This window comes from Neptunomonas sp. (assembly GCF_016744175.1).
Classification (GTDB): domain Bacteria; phylum Pseudomonadota; class Gammaproteobacteria; order Pseudomonadales; family Balneatricaceae; genus Neptunomonas.
The window spans coordinates 64,512-79,305 of record NZ_JADGEV010000008.1; the positions used below are offsets into that span (position 1 = coordinate 64,512).

The 14,794-nt window shown below is 43.1% G+C and carries 14 protein-coding genes; 4 read left to right on the forward strand and 10 right to left on the reverse strand.

The annotated features are described in order from the left end of the window. Positions 1 to 3: 3 nt before the first annotated feature. The 4 genes from QZZ55_RS05295 to QZZ55_RS05310 all read right to left on the reverse strand — a co-directional run bounded on the left by QZZ55_RS05295 (position 4) and on the right by QZZ55_RS05310 (position 3,782). Positions 4 to 759 carry an N-formylglutamate amidohydrolase gene (locus QZZ55_RS05295; protein ID WP_293266082.1) on the reverse strand — a complete coding sequence of 252 codons (756 nt, stop codon included), beginning with the start codon at positions 757 to 759 and terminating at the stop codon, positions 4 to 6. A 25-nt stretch (positions 760 to 784) separates the two neighbouring features. After that, a complete protein-coding gene (locus QZZ55_RS05300) occupies positions 785 to 2,113 on the reverse strand; it encodes a TRAP transporter large permease subunit (protein WP_293266084.1) in 1,329 nt (442 codons plus the stop codon). Next, positions 2,110 to 2,649 (reverse strand): TRAP transporter small permease subunit, encoded by a 540-nt coding sequence (locus tag QZZ55_RS05305; RefSeq protein WP_293266086.1) that lies wholly within the window; start codon positions 2,647 to 2,649, stop codon positions 2,110 to 2,112. Before QZZ55_RS05305 ends, QZZ55_RS05300 begins: the two co-directional genes overlap by 4 nt. An 80-nt stretch (positions 2,650 to 2,729) precedes the next feature. Further along, positions 2,730 to 3,782: a TRAP transporter substrate-binding protein gene (locus tag QZZ55_RS05310; RefSeq protein ID WP_293266088.1), complete on the reverse strand. Its 1,053-nt coding sequence runs from the start codon at positions 3,780 to 3,782 to the stop codon at positions 2,730 to 2,732. Positions 3,783 to 4,007: 225 nt separating this feature from the next. On the opposite strand from QZZ55_RS05310, the gene QZZ55_RS05315 reads away from it, so the two are divergent. After that, positions 4,008 to 4,901: a MurR/RpiR family transcriptional regulator gene (locus tag QZZ55_RS05315; protein ID WP_293266090.1), complete on the forward strand. Its 894-nt coding sequence runs from the start codon at positions 4,008 to 4,010 to the stop codon at positions 4,899 to 4,901. A gap of 18 nt (positions 4,902 to 4,919) precedes the next feature. Here the strand turns inward: QZZ55_RS05315 and QZZ55_RS05320 are convergent, their stop codons facing one another. Genes QZZ55_RS05320 through QZZ55_RS05330 form a run of 3 tightly spaced genes read right to left on the reverse strand, consistent with a single transcriptional unit; the run spans position 4,920 to position 9,302 of the window. Beyond that, the gene (locus QZZ55_RS05320) at positions 4,920 to 5,393 is read right to left on the reverse strand and encodes a L,D-transpeptidase family protein (RefSeq protein WP_293266092.1); all 474 of its coding nucleotides are present in this window, start codon (positions 5,391 to 5,393) and stop codon (positions 4,920 to 4,922) included. Positions 5,394 to 5,447: 54 nt separating this feature from the next. Continuing rightward, positions 5,448 to 6,332, reverse strand: a complete 885-nt coding sequence (locus QZZ55_RS05325) for a DMT family transporter (RefSeq protein ID WP_293266094.1) — start codon at positions 6,330 to 6,332, stop codon at positions 5,448 to 5,450. Between the two features lie 54 nt (positions 6,333 to 6,386). Continuing rightward, positions 6,387 to 9,302, reverse strand: coding sequence for an insulinase family protein (locus QZZ55_RS05330; RefSeq protein ID WP_293266096.1), 2,916 nt, complete (start codon positions 9,300 to 9,302; stop codon positions 6,387 to 6,389). Between the two features lie 372 nt (positions 9,303 to 9,674). On the opposite strand from QZZ55_RS05330, the gene QZZ55_RS05335 reads away from it, so the two are divergent. Next, the gene (locus tag QZZ55_RS05335) at positions 9,675 to 10,214 is read left to right on the forward strand and encodes a phasin family protein (protein WP_293266098.1); all 540 of its coding nucleotides are present in this window, start codon (positions 9,675 to 9,677) and stop codon (positions 10,212 to 10,214) included. A gap of 101 nt (positions 10,215 to 10,315) precedes the next feature. Here QZZ55_RS05335 and QZZ55_RS05340 read toward each other — a convergent pair whose 3' ends face one another. Both QZZ55_RS05340 and QZZ55_RS05345 read right to left on the reverse strand, forming a co-directional pair. Then, entirely contained in the window at positions 10,316 to 11,524 is a 1,209-nt protein-coding gene (locus tag QZZ55_RS05340; RefSeq protein ID WP_293266099.1) for a UbiH/UbiF/VisC/COQ6 family ubiquinone biosynthesis hydroxylase, read from the reverse strand. Between the two features lie 204 nt (positions 11,525 to 11,728). Continuing rightward, positions 11,729 to 12,073 (reverse strand): hypothetical protein, encoded by a 345-nt coding sequence (locus QZZ55_RS05345; protein WP_293266100.1) that lies wholly within the window; start codon positions 12,071 to 12,073, stop codon positions 11,729 to 11,731. Positions 12,074 to 12,219: 146 nt separating this feature from the next. Between QZZ55_RS05345 and QZZ55_RS05350 the strand changes: the two genes are divergently transcribed. Continuing rightward, the gene (locus QZZ55_RS05350; protein WP_293266102.1) at positions 12,220 to 12,693 is read left to right on the forward strand and encodes an LEA type 2 family protein; all 474 of its coding nucleotides are present in this window, start codon (positions 12,220 to 12,222) and stop codon (positions 12,691 to 12,693) included. 50 nt (positions 12,694 to 12,743) lie between these two features. Here the strand turns inward: QZZ55_RS05350 and QZZ55_RS05355 are convergent, their stop codons facing one another. Further along, positions 12,744 to 13,505, reverse strand: a complete 762-nt coding sequence (locus QZZ55_RS05355) for a class III extradiol ring-cleavage dioxygenase (protein WP_293266103.1) — start codon at positions 13,503 to 13,505, stop codon at positions 12,744 to 12,746. Positions 13,506 to 13,896: 391 nt separating this feature from the next. Here QZZ55_RS05355 and QZZ55_RS05360 point away from each other — a divergent pair, with 391 nt between their 5' ends. After that, positions 13,897 to 14,790: a LysR family transcriptional regulator gene (locus QZZ55_RS05360; protein ID WP_293266105.1), complete on the forward strand. Its 894-nt coding sequence runs from the start codon at positions 13,897 to 13,899 to the stop codon at positions 14,788 to 14,790. Positions 14,791 to 14,794 lie beyond the last annotated feature (4 nt).

Sequence of the window (14,794 nt, forward strand, 5' to 3'; positions counted from 1 at the left end):
AAGCTAAGCAAGGCTGTTTAACGTATCGGCTACTAACTTTGCCCATTCTTGCTGCCCTGCTTCGTCAACAATTAAATCATTGCGCACTTCTAGCATGATGTTCCTTATGTGCTGCTCATCACCGTGACGAGTCACCATATGCAATACTGGATCAGTTGGCCCATAAGGTTCATTCATACGAATATCGAAGCCGCTTCGTTTACTAGCACTTAGGTAAAAATCTCTAGCGAACGTATTGCTTTCATGGCTAATGACGCCTAACTGCACTGCCCTGTTTTTCCCCATAAATACAGGTGTAAAACTATGAATAGTAACCAGTATGGTTTCTCGGCCAGCCGCCTTACGTGTTGCTACCTGTGCTGCAATTTCTTGATGAAACGTCTCATAAATATGTTGTATTCGGTAATTACGCTGCTCTTTTGTCAGGTCTTTATTACCCGGGATTTCGATCACTTCGCTTAAGGGCGGTATAGCGCTCGCTTCACAAGGAGGACGGTTGCAGTCATACAACAAACGCGAATAGCGCTGTAAAACCAAACTCGCATCCAATGTGTTGCTAAGCAACCTTGCCATGCCGGCAGCACCAATATCCCATCCTATATGACTGAGCCGTTCGGCTTCGCTTAATCCTAAATTGGCAAAGTTATCCGGGATGTAATGGCTGGCATGCTCACACACCAGCAATACATTGGATTTACCTTGAGGATTAACTAATTCTGCCGACGACTGTTCTAAGCCTTGCATCATCACAGTAGTCATACTCCTACTATTATTCTGAACATCCTTATTTCGTACCGAACACTAACTCGGGCAACCACAATGTTATTTGTGGGAAAGCCATAAATAGAATCAGTGCAAACACCATGATGGCAACAAACGGCGTGATGGACTTATAAATATCCACCAACCCTACCTCCTTGGGGGCCATCGCTCGCATGAGGAATAAATTGTATCCAAAGGGTGGTGTCATATAGGCAATCTGACATGTCACTGTATAGAGTACGCCGTACCAGATAGGATTGAATTCAAGAGCAATGATAAGCGGGATATACAGAGGCGCTACAATAACGAGCATTGCTGTATCATCCAGAAACATACCCATGATGATGTACGATAACTGCATCATCACTAGCACCTGCCAAGGGCTCAAACCCCATTCTTCAAGGAACAAAGCTTCAATTGCTTTTACTGCACCCAAACCATCAAACACCGCACCAAAACACAATGCCGCCATAATGATCCACATAAACATACAGCTAACCCCTAAGGTTTTTCGCAGCGTTACGTGAATCAAAAGAAAGTTAAGACGCCCTTTTACCAGTGCAGCCAACATAGCGACTGATGCCCCAACAGCAGAACACTCAACTAAGCTGGTATAGCCCATCAAGAACAAACCAATGACCGAGAAGATAACAAACAGAGGCAATACACCCGCGCCCAATAACATGTACTTTTCTTTACGGGTTATTTGGTCACGCTCCTCCTGTGGAAGTGGAGGGCCAAGCTCTGGCTGAAGGTGACAGCGAATGACAATATAACCAATAAACATCACCGCAAGAATCAAGCCTGGCACTGCACCGGCTAACCACAGCTGGCTAACAGGCTGTCGTGCAATCATGCCATATAACACGAGTACGATACTTGGTGGCACCAAGATACCCAGAGAGCTACCCGCCTGAATGACACCTGTGACCATACGTTTGTCATAACCACGTTTGAGCATTTCGGGTAGTGCTATGCTGGTCCCTATTGCCATACCGGCAACACTCAAACCATTCATTGCAGAAATAGCAACCATTAACACGATCGTACCTATGCCTAAGCCTCCTTTCAGAGAACCCATCCAGACATGCAGCATCCGATAAAGATCTCCGGCAACTCCTGATTCAGAAAGCATATAACCCATAAAAACAAACAGTGGCAACGTTAACAACGGATACCAGTTCATCAGTTTCATGGTAGCGTTAAACGCCATTTCTGAACCACCATCTCCCCACAGCGCCAGTGAAGCAACCACTGCAACAAAACCAACAGCACCAAAAACCCGCTGACCAGTTAATAGCATTAACATCAATGATGAGAACATCAGTAAAGCAATCATTTCATAACTCATACGGATGTTTCCTCTGGATGCTGCTCAACATCAAAAGGCTTACCTATGGCGTCAGCTACATTCTGAGCGAAAGTTGCCAGCACCTGCAGTAACATCAAGGAAATACCTGTCGTCATGATGATTTTTATAGGCGCCAACGGTGGAGCCCAGGAAGAATAGTTTTTTTGCCCATACTCAACGGCGTAGATCGTGCTAGATAATGCACCAAACAACAGCATACCTAAGTAAGTCAGCAAGCACAGAACGGTGAAAGCATCCGTAATCGCTTGTCTTTTAGTAGACCAGCTACCATAAAAAACATCCATGCGAACGTGAGCATCCATCTGCATGGAGTAGCCGCCGCCTAAAAGGTAGTAAGCAGCCATAGTAAACTGCGCCATTTCGATCACCCATATTTGCGGTGACCCCACGCCTTTGGAGATAGATGAGAACAATAAAATGCCCATCAAAAGTAGCACCAAGTACATGGCAAATATGCCCACTGTACGATTAAACTTATAGATAAACCGTACATAGGCTTGAATCGCGTTATACACAATTACGTACCTAGAATAGAACTGGGAAGCCCTCTTTTACCGGACGGTAAAAGAGGATCTGAAACGAACAACAAAGAAAGCTAGCTATAACGGTACGGACGGCCCGCCTTATTCATTACGTCGTTATATTTCTTGAAGATTTCGACAACCTTTTTAGTTCGTGGACTTGTCTCAGCAATTTCATCCCAGAATTTATGGGCTTCAGCCTCTACCGTGCTCCACTCTTCATCAGGAATTGTTGTGAGCTTCATCTTAGTACCTTCGGTACGCAATTTAGCTTCACCACCCCAGTACCAGTGTTGGCGGTAGTAATGAGAGCTGTCCATGCATAGCTTCCATAGCTCTTTTAAGTGCTCAGGTAATTCATTCCAAGAGTCATTATTAGCGAAGAAAGAACCGCTCCATGCGCCTGAAATATTATTCGTTAGGAAGTAGTTAGTAGCATCAGCCCAACCTACGGTGTAATCCTCTGTAATACCCGACCAAGCGATACCGTCTAGTTCACCTGTTTGCAAAGCAACTTCGATATCTTCCCACGGTAGCGTTACTGGAATCACACCAAAGCGGTTAAGAAAACGACCCGCTGTAGGGAAAGTAAAGACGCGCTTACCTTTAAGGTCAGCAAGACTATTAATTGGCTCTTTTGTTGCAAAATGGCATGGATCCCATGCCCCTGCACTCAGCCATTTAACACCAACTTCGTCGTATGCTTCTTCCCAAATTTCTTTTAAGCCGTATTGCTCAAACAGAACAGGTACATCTAGGCTGTAACGGGTAGCAAACGGAAAGTAGCCACCGAACACAGAAATATCTACTGGCGCACCCATCGAGTCATCATCACTTTGAACGGCGTCAATTGTTCCTTTTTGTAGCGCACGAAATAGCTCAGGAGTAGGTACTAACTGGTCAGCGTAATAGAGTTCAATTTCCATCTCACCATTAGCAGCAAGGTTAAACGCATCGACTGCAGGTTTAATAACGTGAGCACCTAATGCCGCGCCTGCATACGTCTGTAAACGCCATTTAATCGGAGCTTTTTTGGCATGAACATAAGGTGCTGTTGCACCCAGTGTCGCAGCTGCTGCCCCACCGACAACAGCTTTCTTCATAAAATCGCGTTTATTCTTATTCATTTTCAGTCCTCTGCAACATGAGATTATTTTTTTTGTATTGCGAACTTAACGATGTTTTCAAATCTTTCGTTTCGAAGGCTTGCTGGATTACAACTCAAACATTGAGCTCAACACTGAAACAACCGATGTAAACATTTATACATTACATTTTTTACTTGTCAATTTTTTTATGTAATGTACATTACAAACTTATTAAAGGGTTATTGATTACTGGGCATATTACTTATGAGCGACATTCTAACCAAGCAAGACAACAGCCATACCATTGCTGAACTTATCCGTTCCCAGTTAAATAAATTCAGCCCAGCAGAAATTAAAATTGTTAACCACCTGCTGGCCAACTACCCAATGTCTGGCATGGTTTCTATCACTGAACTCTCGGAAAACTGCGGCGTATCAACACCCACCGTGATGCGCACACTTAAAAAAATTGGCTATTCGAGCTTCACTACATTTCAAAAAGAATTAAAAGAAGAGCTGCAACAAACGCTGTCTGACCCTATTACCAAGCATGATAAATGGGCAGCAGATGCACCAGAAAGTCATGTACTTAACCGAGTTGCAGACACCGTCACGACTAATTTGCGACACAGCCTAAATCAAGTGAGCTATGAGCAGTTTGATGCAATTATTGATTTACTAGCAGAACAAGATAAAGCATTACATATTGTAGGAGGCCGAATCACTAGCGCCTTTGCCCGCTATATGAATACGCATTTAGAAGTCATACGTGAAAATGTTTACATCTTCCCAGAAGCGGTTGCTCTGTGGCCTCACCATCTACTAAAAATCAAACCAAACGACGTTCTTATCGTCTTTGATGTGCGCCGCTATGAACAAGACTTGATTACCATTAGCCGACTAGCTAATGCGCGGGGCGCCAAGATCATTCTCTTTACTGATCAATGGCTATCCCCTATTGCTAGCGAAGCAATCCACACACTACCCATCCGTATTGAGGGTAAATCTGGTTGGGATTCAGGTGTCGTTACTTTGTTTTTTGCTGAAGCTATTGTGGTTGCACTTGAAGAAAAACTCTGGACACAAACATCCGAACGCATGCGAGAGCTAGAAGATATGTTCGACTTAACAGAACGCTTTAAAAAACGCATAGAGTAATGAGAAAAACGGGATTAACTACCACTCAATACGAATTGGAGTACCTACGCTGACTAGTTCCATAAACTCATCAATTTCAGAATTAGTTAGCGCTATACACCCATTCGTCCAATTAAATTGCTGAGTTATAGAGGAAAACCAGCCAAGCCAATTCCGCTGTCCATGCACCATGATAAAGCCTCCCGCTGAAAACCCTTTTTCTGTCGCTCTATTTTTATCCGCTTGGTTCGGGTAGCTAATATGCATAGCACGATAGAACGATGAGTCTTCTTTTTTATAATCTAATGTATAAACACCTTTCGGTGTTTTCTGGTCGCCTTCCTGTTGTTTATGACCTTCAGGATTTGCACCAAAAGCTACTGGGTACTCCCTAATAACTTTACCATTTGATATCAGGAACATCTTTTGTGAAGATTTATTGACCTTGACTAAATCGACTTCTGCCATTGCACAAGTGGTCATAAACAACGCTAGTAAGATTAGGTATTTCAAGGCATATATCCTTACAGCGATTCTGTGATTATTGTTCGTGTTCAGTTAACCGGGCTAATTCTTAACCGTCCCAACAGACTCTCTTTTCTTCAGCATGGCCATCAAACCCGCCAGAGTAATAAGCACGATACCAACCCACGTATTCCAGCCAAGGCTCTCTTGCCAAATCCACCAGCCGAAGAGTGCGGCAAAAGCGACAGAGCCATAGGTGAACGGCCCTAACTGCCCAGCAGGTGCGTAACTGTACCCTTTACTTAATAATAGTTGTGCGACAGTCGATGTAGAAGCGAGAAGCATTAACCAACTAAGTTGTATGACTGTTGGCATTTGCCATACAAGTAATGCCGGCAGTGCAGATAAAGTTGCACTGAAAAAAGCAAAATAGAAAACAATACGCTGCGGGCTTTCGGTGCCAACCATCCGGCGAATCGTCACTTTAGCTAACGCGCCAAGCATAGCCCCGATAACCGCTATGATAACCGCAAAATTCAAGCTTCCTTCATGTGGATTAAGAACGACATAGACCCCAACAAAGCCAACCAGAATCGCAAGCTTTGCACGCCCACTGATATTTTCGCCTAACCAGTAAAGTGCTATCAATGGCATAAAAAACGGAGCTGTCTGTTTAAGTAACGCCGCTTGCGCTAAGGGCAAATGTCCCCATGAATAATACAAACAGCTCATCGCGGTTACACCAACAGCTGCTCGCATAAAATGAAAGCGTAGCAAGTTTGTGCGAATCGCTTTTCTACCGTTTTTAAGTAACCAAGGCATCAATAACAATAAGCCAAAAAGATTACGTATGAATACGATTATTTCGGTTGGTAGTTCGTCACTAATTTGCTTTATAACCATTCCTGAAGAAACCAAAAAAAGTTCAGACAGTAGAATCAGTAAAGCACCTTTATAGATGGCATTATCAGTAAAATTGTTAGTCATAACGAGAAGAGCACCCATGCGGGTGCTCTATTGGCCTTTCCTTAAGTCATTTGATTACAGCGAGATCACTTCAAACTGATCATCCAGTCCTTTGGCTTTCTCTACGCTGGTTACTGCAGCAATACTTGCCAATTCAGGCTTAAGGTACTTTTCTGCCACTCGCTTAAGATCATCAATCTTTACATTCAGAATGCGTTGACGAAAGGCGCGGCGATGCTCTGGTGTACGCCCAAACAATGTGCTGTGATACGCACCTTTGGCTTCTCCCGCTGGAGACCCCGGTTTATCAATGGAGCTCACTACACCAAGAATAGCTTCCTCAAGTTTGGCTTCATCGTGATCATTCTCTAGCAACCAGCTTACAGAGCCGTCAAAGTCATCTAGTGTTTCTGTTAAGCGCGGATCGCGGTAAGAGAAGAAACGAAATACCGCTTCGCCGCTATCTTGCCCTGCTCCTGAGCCATATGCACCACCCTGCTCACGCACGGCGCGATGCAAGAAACCATTTCGCAAGAAGTCACCCAAAATGGTTAGCGGTGCTGAATCTTCATGATCAACAGGTACCGTGGGGTAGGCTTTTGCACAAAAGCTCACCTGAGTACTGGTCGTCCACAGTTGCTTAACAGTCTTGCGGGTTGCTTTAAGCGTTAAGCTAGAAGTAGCCGTTCCTTTAGATGTAGCCCATTGCTGGCTCATTGAAGCAGTGAGGGACTCTTTCTGCTCTGGCTCACCTATTAATAAGAAGCGACGTGGCGCTTGTTTAATTTTCTCATGGATAGCAATCAATTTAGCAGACAGTTCTTGCAGCGCTGCAGGATCATCTAACTGCTTATCCAGCTCTTTAACAAAGCGGATGCTTTCTAGTCCACGAGATTTTTGATCAACTTGCGCCGCTGGGCTTAGCTGCGCAGCCGCTGCCATAATAGCAAGACTGTGTCCTTGCCCAGTGATGCTTTGCTCTTTACGGCTACGCTGTTGAGCGACTATCTCGCGCAAGCGTGTTGTCTCATCAAAGCGCGCCTCATTCAGCGTCTCATGCAGCAATTTTGTAAGCGCATCCTGATTATGCAGTAGCGCTTTACCCGATACGACAAAGTAACCATGAACGTTTTGCTCATCATTCGTCGCACCGCGCATAGTAGTATAGGCACTTACACCGCCAGAAACCTGCACGTGATATTGCTGGTTCTCTTGATAGGTTCTATCAGCACAACCAAGCTCTGTCATGCCGTAGTTAAACAACGGCATAATTTGCAATTCATCATCGCTCAGTTCAGGTAGATCAATGATGACCTGCTGATAAACCAGACCGTTTGTACCTTGGCCATACCAGTCAAGTGTTTGTCCGGCCAACGCTTGCTGCTCACTCATAGGAACATGCATTTGAGCCGGTACATCCTGTAAAGTCACTTTAGGTAAGATTGATTCATCATCTTGTTGCATCTGACGTGCTTCAAGTGCAGCGGCCTGATCAATAACAAACTGTGTTTGCTCTTCAGACATTCCTGCTTTAATCACTTCGAGTTTTGCTTTTTCGTCTTGGCCTTTACGCTCTGTCATTTTGTTATCAGGGCGCATTGTCAAACAAACTCGGTGGGTATTCTCTAACAATAGTTCACGAATCATTGAAGGAATAAAATCAGTATCCTTAATCAACTCGCGTAACTCATCTAACACGGGGTCGAGATTCAAGAGTGCAATAGGGTCACCACGATGAATAGCGGACGACACCGACGCCATGATTAAGCTCAAGCCATAAGGGTAACCATCGCCACTTATTTCACGTTGGCCCAATTCCAATTGGTGCAAGTGTGCTTCAACCATTGACTGAGGCACACCGTCTTCAGCAACACGCTGTAAAGTTTCTATTACCAACTTTTCAAACGCATCAGCATTACCGGGTTCGCTACCTTCTAGTCCGCACATAAAAGACATCTGGCGGTTTGAATCTTCCAAGCCACATAACGGCGATGGCGCACTCCCTAACTCTGATGACTCTAATGCATAACGCAAAGGTGACGCACTGTTATCGAGCAATACACGTGACAGTAGGTGAGCCTTCAGCTGTTCTTTAAGGTCAATCGAGTGCCCAAGTAACCATGACATAACATGATGCGTCTTACCGGAAGTATCATCTTCATCAAGTGCATAAGCTTCTTCAACTTTAACCGGCGAGAAAACTCTCTTTTCATCAGTCACTTCAATATTGATATCAAGCTTCTCAAAATTACTAAGCGCCTGCTCTTCGAAGCGTGCTTGTAATTCTTTAGCAGGGATATTACCAAATGTCATAAATACAGCATTACTAGGATGATAATGCGTACGATAAAAAGCCAGTAGCTCATCATAGGACAAGTCAGTAATGCTATCTGGATCACCACCACTGTTGTAATGGTATGTCACCGTTGGAAATAAGTGCTTTGTCGCTGTTTGCCACAGTGTCGATACTGGCGAACTCATAGCACCTTTCATTTCATTAAGAACAACACCTTTATAAACTAAAGGTGACTCTGGATTATTCGCTTCTTCAAACTCGACACGGTGGCCTTCTTGTGCGAAATCCAATGGATCTAGGCGTGAATAAAATGTTGCGTCCAAATAGACATCAAGCAAGTTAAAGAAGTCTTTACGGTTTTGGCTAGCAAATGGGTAGGCCGTCCAATCAGAACTGGTGAAGGCATTCATGAAAGTGTTTAATGAGCGTCGCGTCATCATAAAAAACGGATCTCGAACCGGGTAATGCTCACTTCCACATAACGCCGTGTGCTCAAGAATATGCGCTACACCTTTTGAGTCCATAGGCACTGTTCTGAAGGCAACCAAAAAAACATTTTCATCTTGATCTGCCGCAATGTGAAAATGCATCGCACCCGTGATCTTATGTCTGTATTCCTCTACATGGACATTAAGCGACTCTATTTTTTCTGAGCGGATAAATTCAAAGCTGGTATGAGCATTTGCAGCAGGCATAGAAGTTCATTTTCCTTATTTTCATGAATCTGTAACAGGCACTAAGCACACTATTGTGCCATGCATTAGGGAATTGTAACGGCAAAAGTAAACTTTGCGTATTAGATTTAGCTAAAGCTTACCGACTATTACCTATTTTCTTAAATATTTAGATGAACATATGTTGCTTAAAATGCACACCAGTTTCTTTTAATGAACACATGACACGTTAATAAACTTTTAAAATACAGTTAATTAGCTTTTAAATGTGTAGAGTAAAATGTTTTATTGCACTGCACAAAAATGATTGACAGATAAAAGCTGTAATACTAATATAAACCCATATGTTGCATTGCAACAATAGATAACTTGCTGCTTACCGAGGATTTTAAAATGTACGAAGATATGATGAAAGACGTTCAAAGCAAAATGAAGCCTGTAACAGATATGGCTGAAATCAATAAATCTACTGCTGAAAAGCTTATCTCTCTTCAGACTGAATACATGACTGACTTGTTCAATTCAGGTCTAGCTCAGATGAAAGCACTAAGCGAAATTAAAGAGCCTAAAGCAGCTATCGAACTTCAAGTTAAATACTTCAAAGACCTTGAAGCTAAGTTGACTAACGTTGCTGAAAAAGAAATCGCTACACTAACAACAGCTAAAGAACAGCTTACTGACCTCGTTGAGCAAGGCGTTTCAGACATGTCTGAAGTTCCTGCACTAGCTGACGTTACTAAATTCATGCAGACAGCTCAGGAAAAAATGTCTGAACTGACTGACACTCCTGTTATGGCTGAAATGACTAAGTTCATGCAAACAGCTCAGGGACAAATGGAAGAAGCGGCTAAAGCTTTCACTCCAGAAGCTGCTGCAGCACCTGCTGCTAAAGCACCTGCAAAAGCTACTCGTAAAGCTGCTTCTACATCTTAATTAAACAGTGTTAGGAGGGTGACTTGCTCTCCTAAGCAATGTTAGAAAAAGCCGCTTTTTGGAGCGGCTTTTTTACGTTCAAAATTTAAGTAGTTACTTTACTATTTTGCAAGAGTCGGGAGATTTCCTTCCAACCCCATAGCAAATGACATGACCTTGCGCTTCAACGGAAATGCTTTTCCTGCAACACCCAAACCTACGTTTCTTAATAGTTTCAATGGCAACACATCATTACTAAACATGCGATAAAATAAATCCATTGCCTGCATCATCACAAGATTATGTTTACGCCGCTGCTTCTCATACTGAGTCAACACCGCCATTGTTGAGATATCATCTCCATTTGCCACTGCATTAATAAGCACTTCAGCTAAAGCCGCTGCATCCAACAAACCAATATTGACACCCTGGCCTGCCAGCGGATGAATCATATGAGCAGCATCACCTACCAGCGCAACACCGTCCTTAACATATTGTTGTGCATGCTGGCGCCTTAGAGGAAAGCTTCCACGTGCAAGCAAACTATCGATTGAGCCTAGAGCTTCAGGAAATTCATTAACGAGTTCTGACATAAATTGATCATCAGAACAGCGCATTAGGCGCTTTACTTCTGCTGGCGTGTTATACCACACCAGTGATGCCCTTTTGCCACTCAATGGCAAAAATGCTAATGGGCCTGTCGGTGTAAACTGCTGCCACGTTATATCTTCTTGCGGATATGCTGTCACAACCGAAGCAACCAGAGCTTGCTGTTCGTAATCCCATTTATGTACACCAATACCAACGGCTTGTCGCACTCGTGACTCACCTCCATCGGCAGCTACCAACAAACGCCCTACCAACTGGCGTCCATCCTCAAGCTCTATAATGCTGGAACCCGAAGAGTAATCAATTCGCTTGGTTTTAGCAGGGGTGATTAGATCAACATTATCCAACGCTTTCATTTGGTCTATGAGCGCTAGTTGTATTATACGGTTTTCAACAATATGGCCTAAATGATCATACTGAAGATTAAGCGAGTCAAACAACGTAGCTGCATGCTCTTCACTCGCTTCCCATACTTTCATTCGACGATAAGGGCACTCCCGCCTATCGAGAACACCTTGCCAAGCATTAATAGATTTAAGAATGTTCTCTGAGGCAATACTAAGCGCAGACACGCGTAGGTCATGTTCTTGCGTAGAATTAAACGGGGCTGGAAGCTGTGTTTCAATGACAGCCACTTTCAATGAGGTATGACCTAAAGCACAGGCTAATGTGCCACCCACCATACCGCCGCCAACAATAACGACATCATAACTAGATTGCATCTCGACTCTCTTTAAAATTTTTCGTCATTATAACTGATTCCCACCTTCATCATATCTACAGTAACTATCTATAAATAGTAGAAAAGCTCTCTGGTAAGTGTTGCTCCAATAAGTCGAGAAAGCGGCCGTTATTAAGTATGAGATAAATACCGGATGGGAGGAAAAAAATACTTTAGCAATTGATAGCATTGTCACTGGATAACGTTAAGCATGGTATGAGCAGCCCTCAATTAACACTTGGCCCTCATGCTCTCGAAAGCCATAAATAAGTAGACCTTGCTCCTTCCTTTCCTCCAAATCTACTTTCCATATCACTATGACGTGATCTGGATTTCTGTGTATGGCCACTAAGTCAGCTATCGTATGTTTACCATATGCGTCATAGCTTTCTTCAATTTGTCGATTAAACTCTTCTTCAGGAAAACTCTCGTCAATTAAAAAATGACAAAAGCCTTTGTAGTTTTTTTCATTCCATGAATTTTCGGTGTGTTCAGCCATTGGCCTTACTGTATCGAGAATTTCCTTATCGCTAATATCATTCCATTTCATACTCACCCCTCTAACTCTCAGTGAAGCTAACCATAAATAACAGTACCATAAAGAAATCTGCTGTAGCACAACCGGTAGGCTGTTAAGCTAATGTACTCTCCTGCCTGTATAGAATAATTTTTTACTTTACGCTTTGGAGAGTTTACATGCGCACCCTCTATTCATTTTTTTATATCACTTTCATGCTAATGATACTTCAGGGATGCGCGACATTAAAACCGCTCGATTTTGAAGACCCAAGTGTTACCGTGAATTCGGTGAAAGTCATACCCAGTGATGGTATAGCGCCAAAATTTGAGATCAGCCTTCATATAGTTAATCCAAACAGTATCGCTCTACCTCTTCGCGGCATGGCCTATACCGTTAATATAGAAGGGCGGCAGATATTGAATGGTGTTTCAAATAAAATGCCTCAAATCGCAGCTTACGGTGACGGTAACATCACCGTAAGCGCCACCGCAAATTTACTTAATAGCGTGCGGCTTCTTGCATCATTAATACAAAAAAACCAAGGCCAGGTGGCGTATGAAATGAACGCCAAACTGGACCTAGGTACATTTACACCGGATATTCATGTAAAAGAAGTAGGGGAAATTTCGCTAAATCCTAATGACCAGTGAATAACTTAAAAGCTAACAATCAAGAGCTGCAGCGCTACTTAAAACTATCCTTAACCAAACTGGTAACAAGCCATACCAATATTGCCATACATATAGCCATCGTAGATGAGCCCTCCTTCTTGCCCTCCTCCTGCGGCTAATGCAACAAACAGCGGGGCTAAATGCTCAACACTGGGGTGTGCATGTGCAAATTCACTGGGGTAATTAGCACTATCTAATAACAGTTTGATGTCTCCAGTGGCCACAACACGGTTCAACCAATGAGAGAACGATAGCGCCCATGCATCTGTGCGGTTTGAACGGTTAACAGCAGATAAATTATGTACGCTGCCACCAGAGCCAATGATTAAAATGTTTTTTTGGCGCAACTCTTGTAAGGCAACACCTAGCACAGCACACGCTTCAAGCGTATTGGGTAGTGACGCTGCAACTACCGGAATATCTGCTTTGGGGTAAATAGCTTTTAAAGGGATCCAAGCACCATGGTCTAACCCTCGTGAGGTATTTTCCTTACAGCTAATACCTTTGCTATTTAACAGCTTGAGTATCTGTTGAGCTAACGCTTTGTCACCTTTCGCTGGGTATTTAATATCATAGAGTTCACCTAAGAACCCAGAAAAGTCATAGATAGTGTCATACTCATCGATAACACTCACCTCAACAGGTTCTGCAATCCAGTGGGCTGACACAATAACTATGGCTGCTGGAGTGACCCGCACCTTGCCTAAATGAGCAAACAATTCCAATACAGGGTCATTACTCAACAACACATCAGGAGCACCGTGACTTAAAAATAGAGAAGGTTGCTTCATTGCCATTCCTTAAATAAGGTATCTCAAACAGTATTGCCTAACCCTAAAGGAGCAATACCCGTTGGGTTGAACGCTTCAAGTGAGCAAAAACCAGCTTTTATATGAACAAGATTCACCGCCTCTACTATCTACGGCAAGCTTTGAATCTTTTCCATATAGGCGCAAGTGTTAGGGTAATCTTTATAAAGACGCTCATTGACTGTCTTTTTTCTGAATAGGCTGAAAATCTTCTGCCCACTGCCCATCGATTAGCATTTCATAACACCTCATGAAAAGAGTGCCACTATTGACACTTTACGCCCATAAATAGGATTGGTTCATTATCAACTAATCGTTATTTAACAAACAATACTATAAAATATTGAATCATTATCAACATTACAGAGACAATATGGACAAGCTTAATTGTATGCGGGCTTTTGTTTACGTGATCGAAGCCGAAAGTTTCACCCAAGCAGCCATCAAAATGCAGATATCTAAAGCACTCATCAGCAAATACGTAGGCGCATTAGAAACATCTTTAGGAATACGACTACTCAACCGAACAACCCGCAGAATGAGCGTTACTGACAGCGGAAAAGCATACTATGAGCGTTGCTTAAATGTACTGCAGGAAATTGATGAGATAGAAGCGGCTCTACGCTCAGAGCATAACCAACCCGAAGGAATACTGCGTATTAATGCGCCGATATCATTTTCTGAGTTAACGTTAATGCCAATTATCACTGAGTTTGCTCAAAGCTATCCTGATGTCACTATTAAACTTGATCTAGCAGATCGGTTTATCGACCTCGTCGAGGAAGGTGTTGACTTAGCTATTCGTGTTGGAGACCTGCCTGATTCATCACTTGTAGTCAGAAAACTAACAGAGATACGAATGATCCTTTGCGCAAGCCCTGCTTATTTAGCCAAAACGAATATTCCCGTTAGCTTAGAATCGCTACCCCTGCATCGATGTATTTGCGACAGTAACTACAAACATAATAACCGCTGGGTCTTAGGTCGGGGACAGCAATCAGTATCCGTCCCTATTAGCAGTCAAATCAATATCAACAGCGCACGCGCAGTACGTCAGCTTGTACTCAATGGGCAAGGGATAAGCTTGTTACCCTCATTTGCAGTACAGAAGGATCTTGAAGAGGGACGATTAATCCAGTTGTTAGAAAAACACGAGCCAGAAAGCACTGGTTTATACGCTTTATACCCACACCGCAAGCATCTTTCAGCAAAAGTAAGACTGTTTATTGATGCATTGATAAACGCGTTTGGTGGAACGGGATATTAATAAA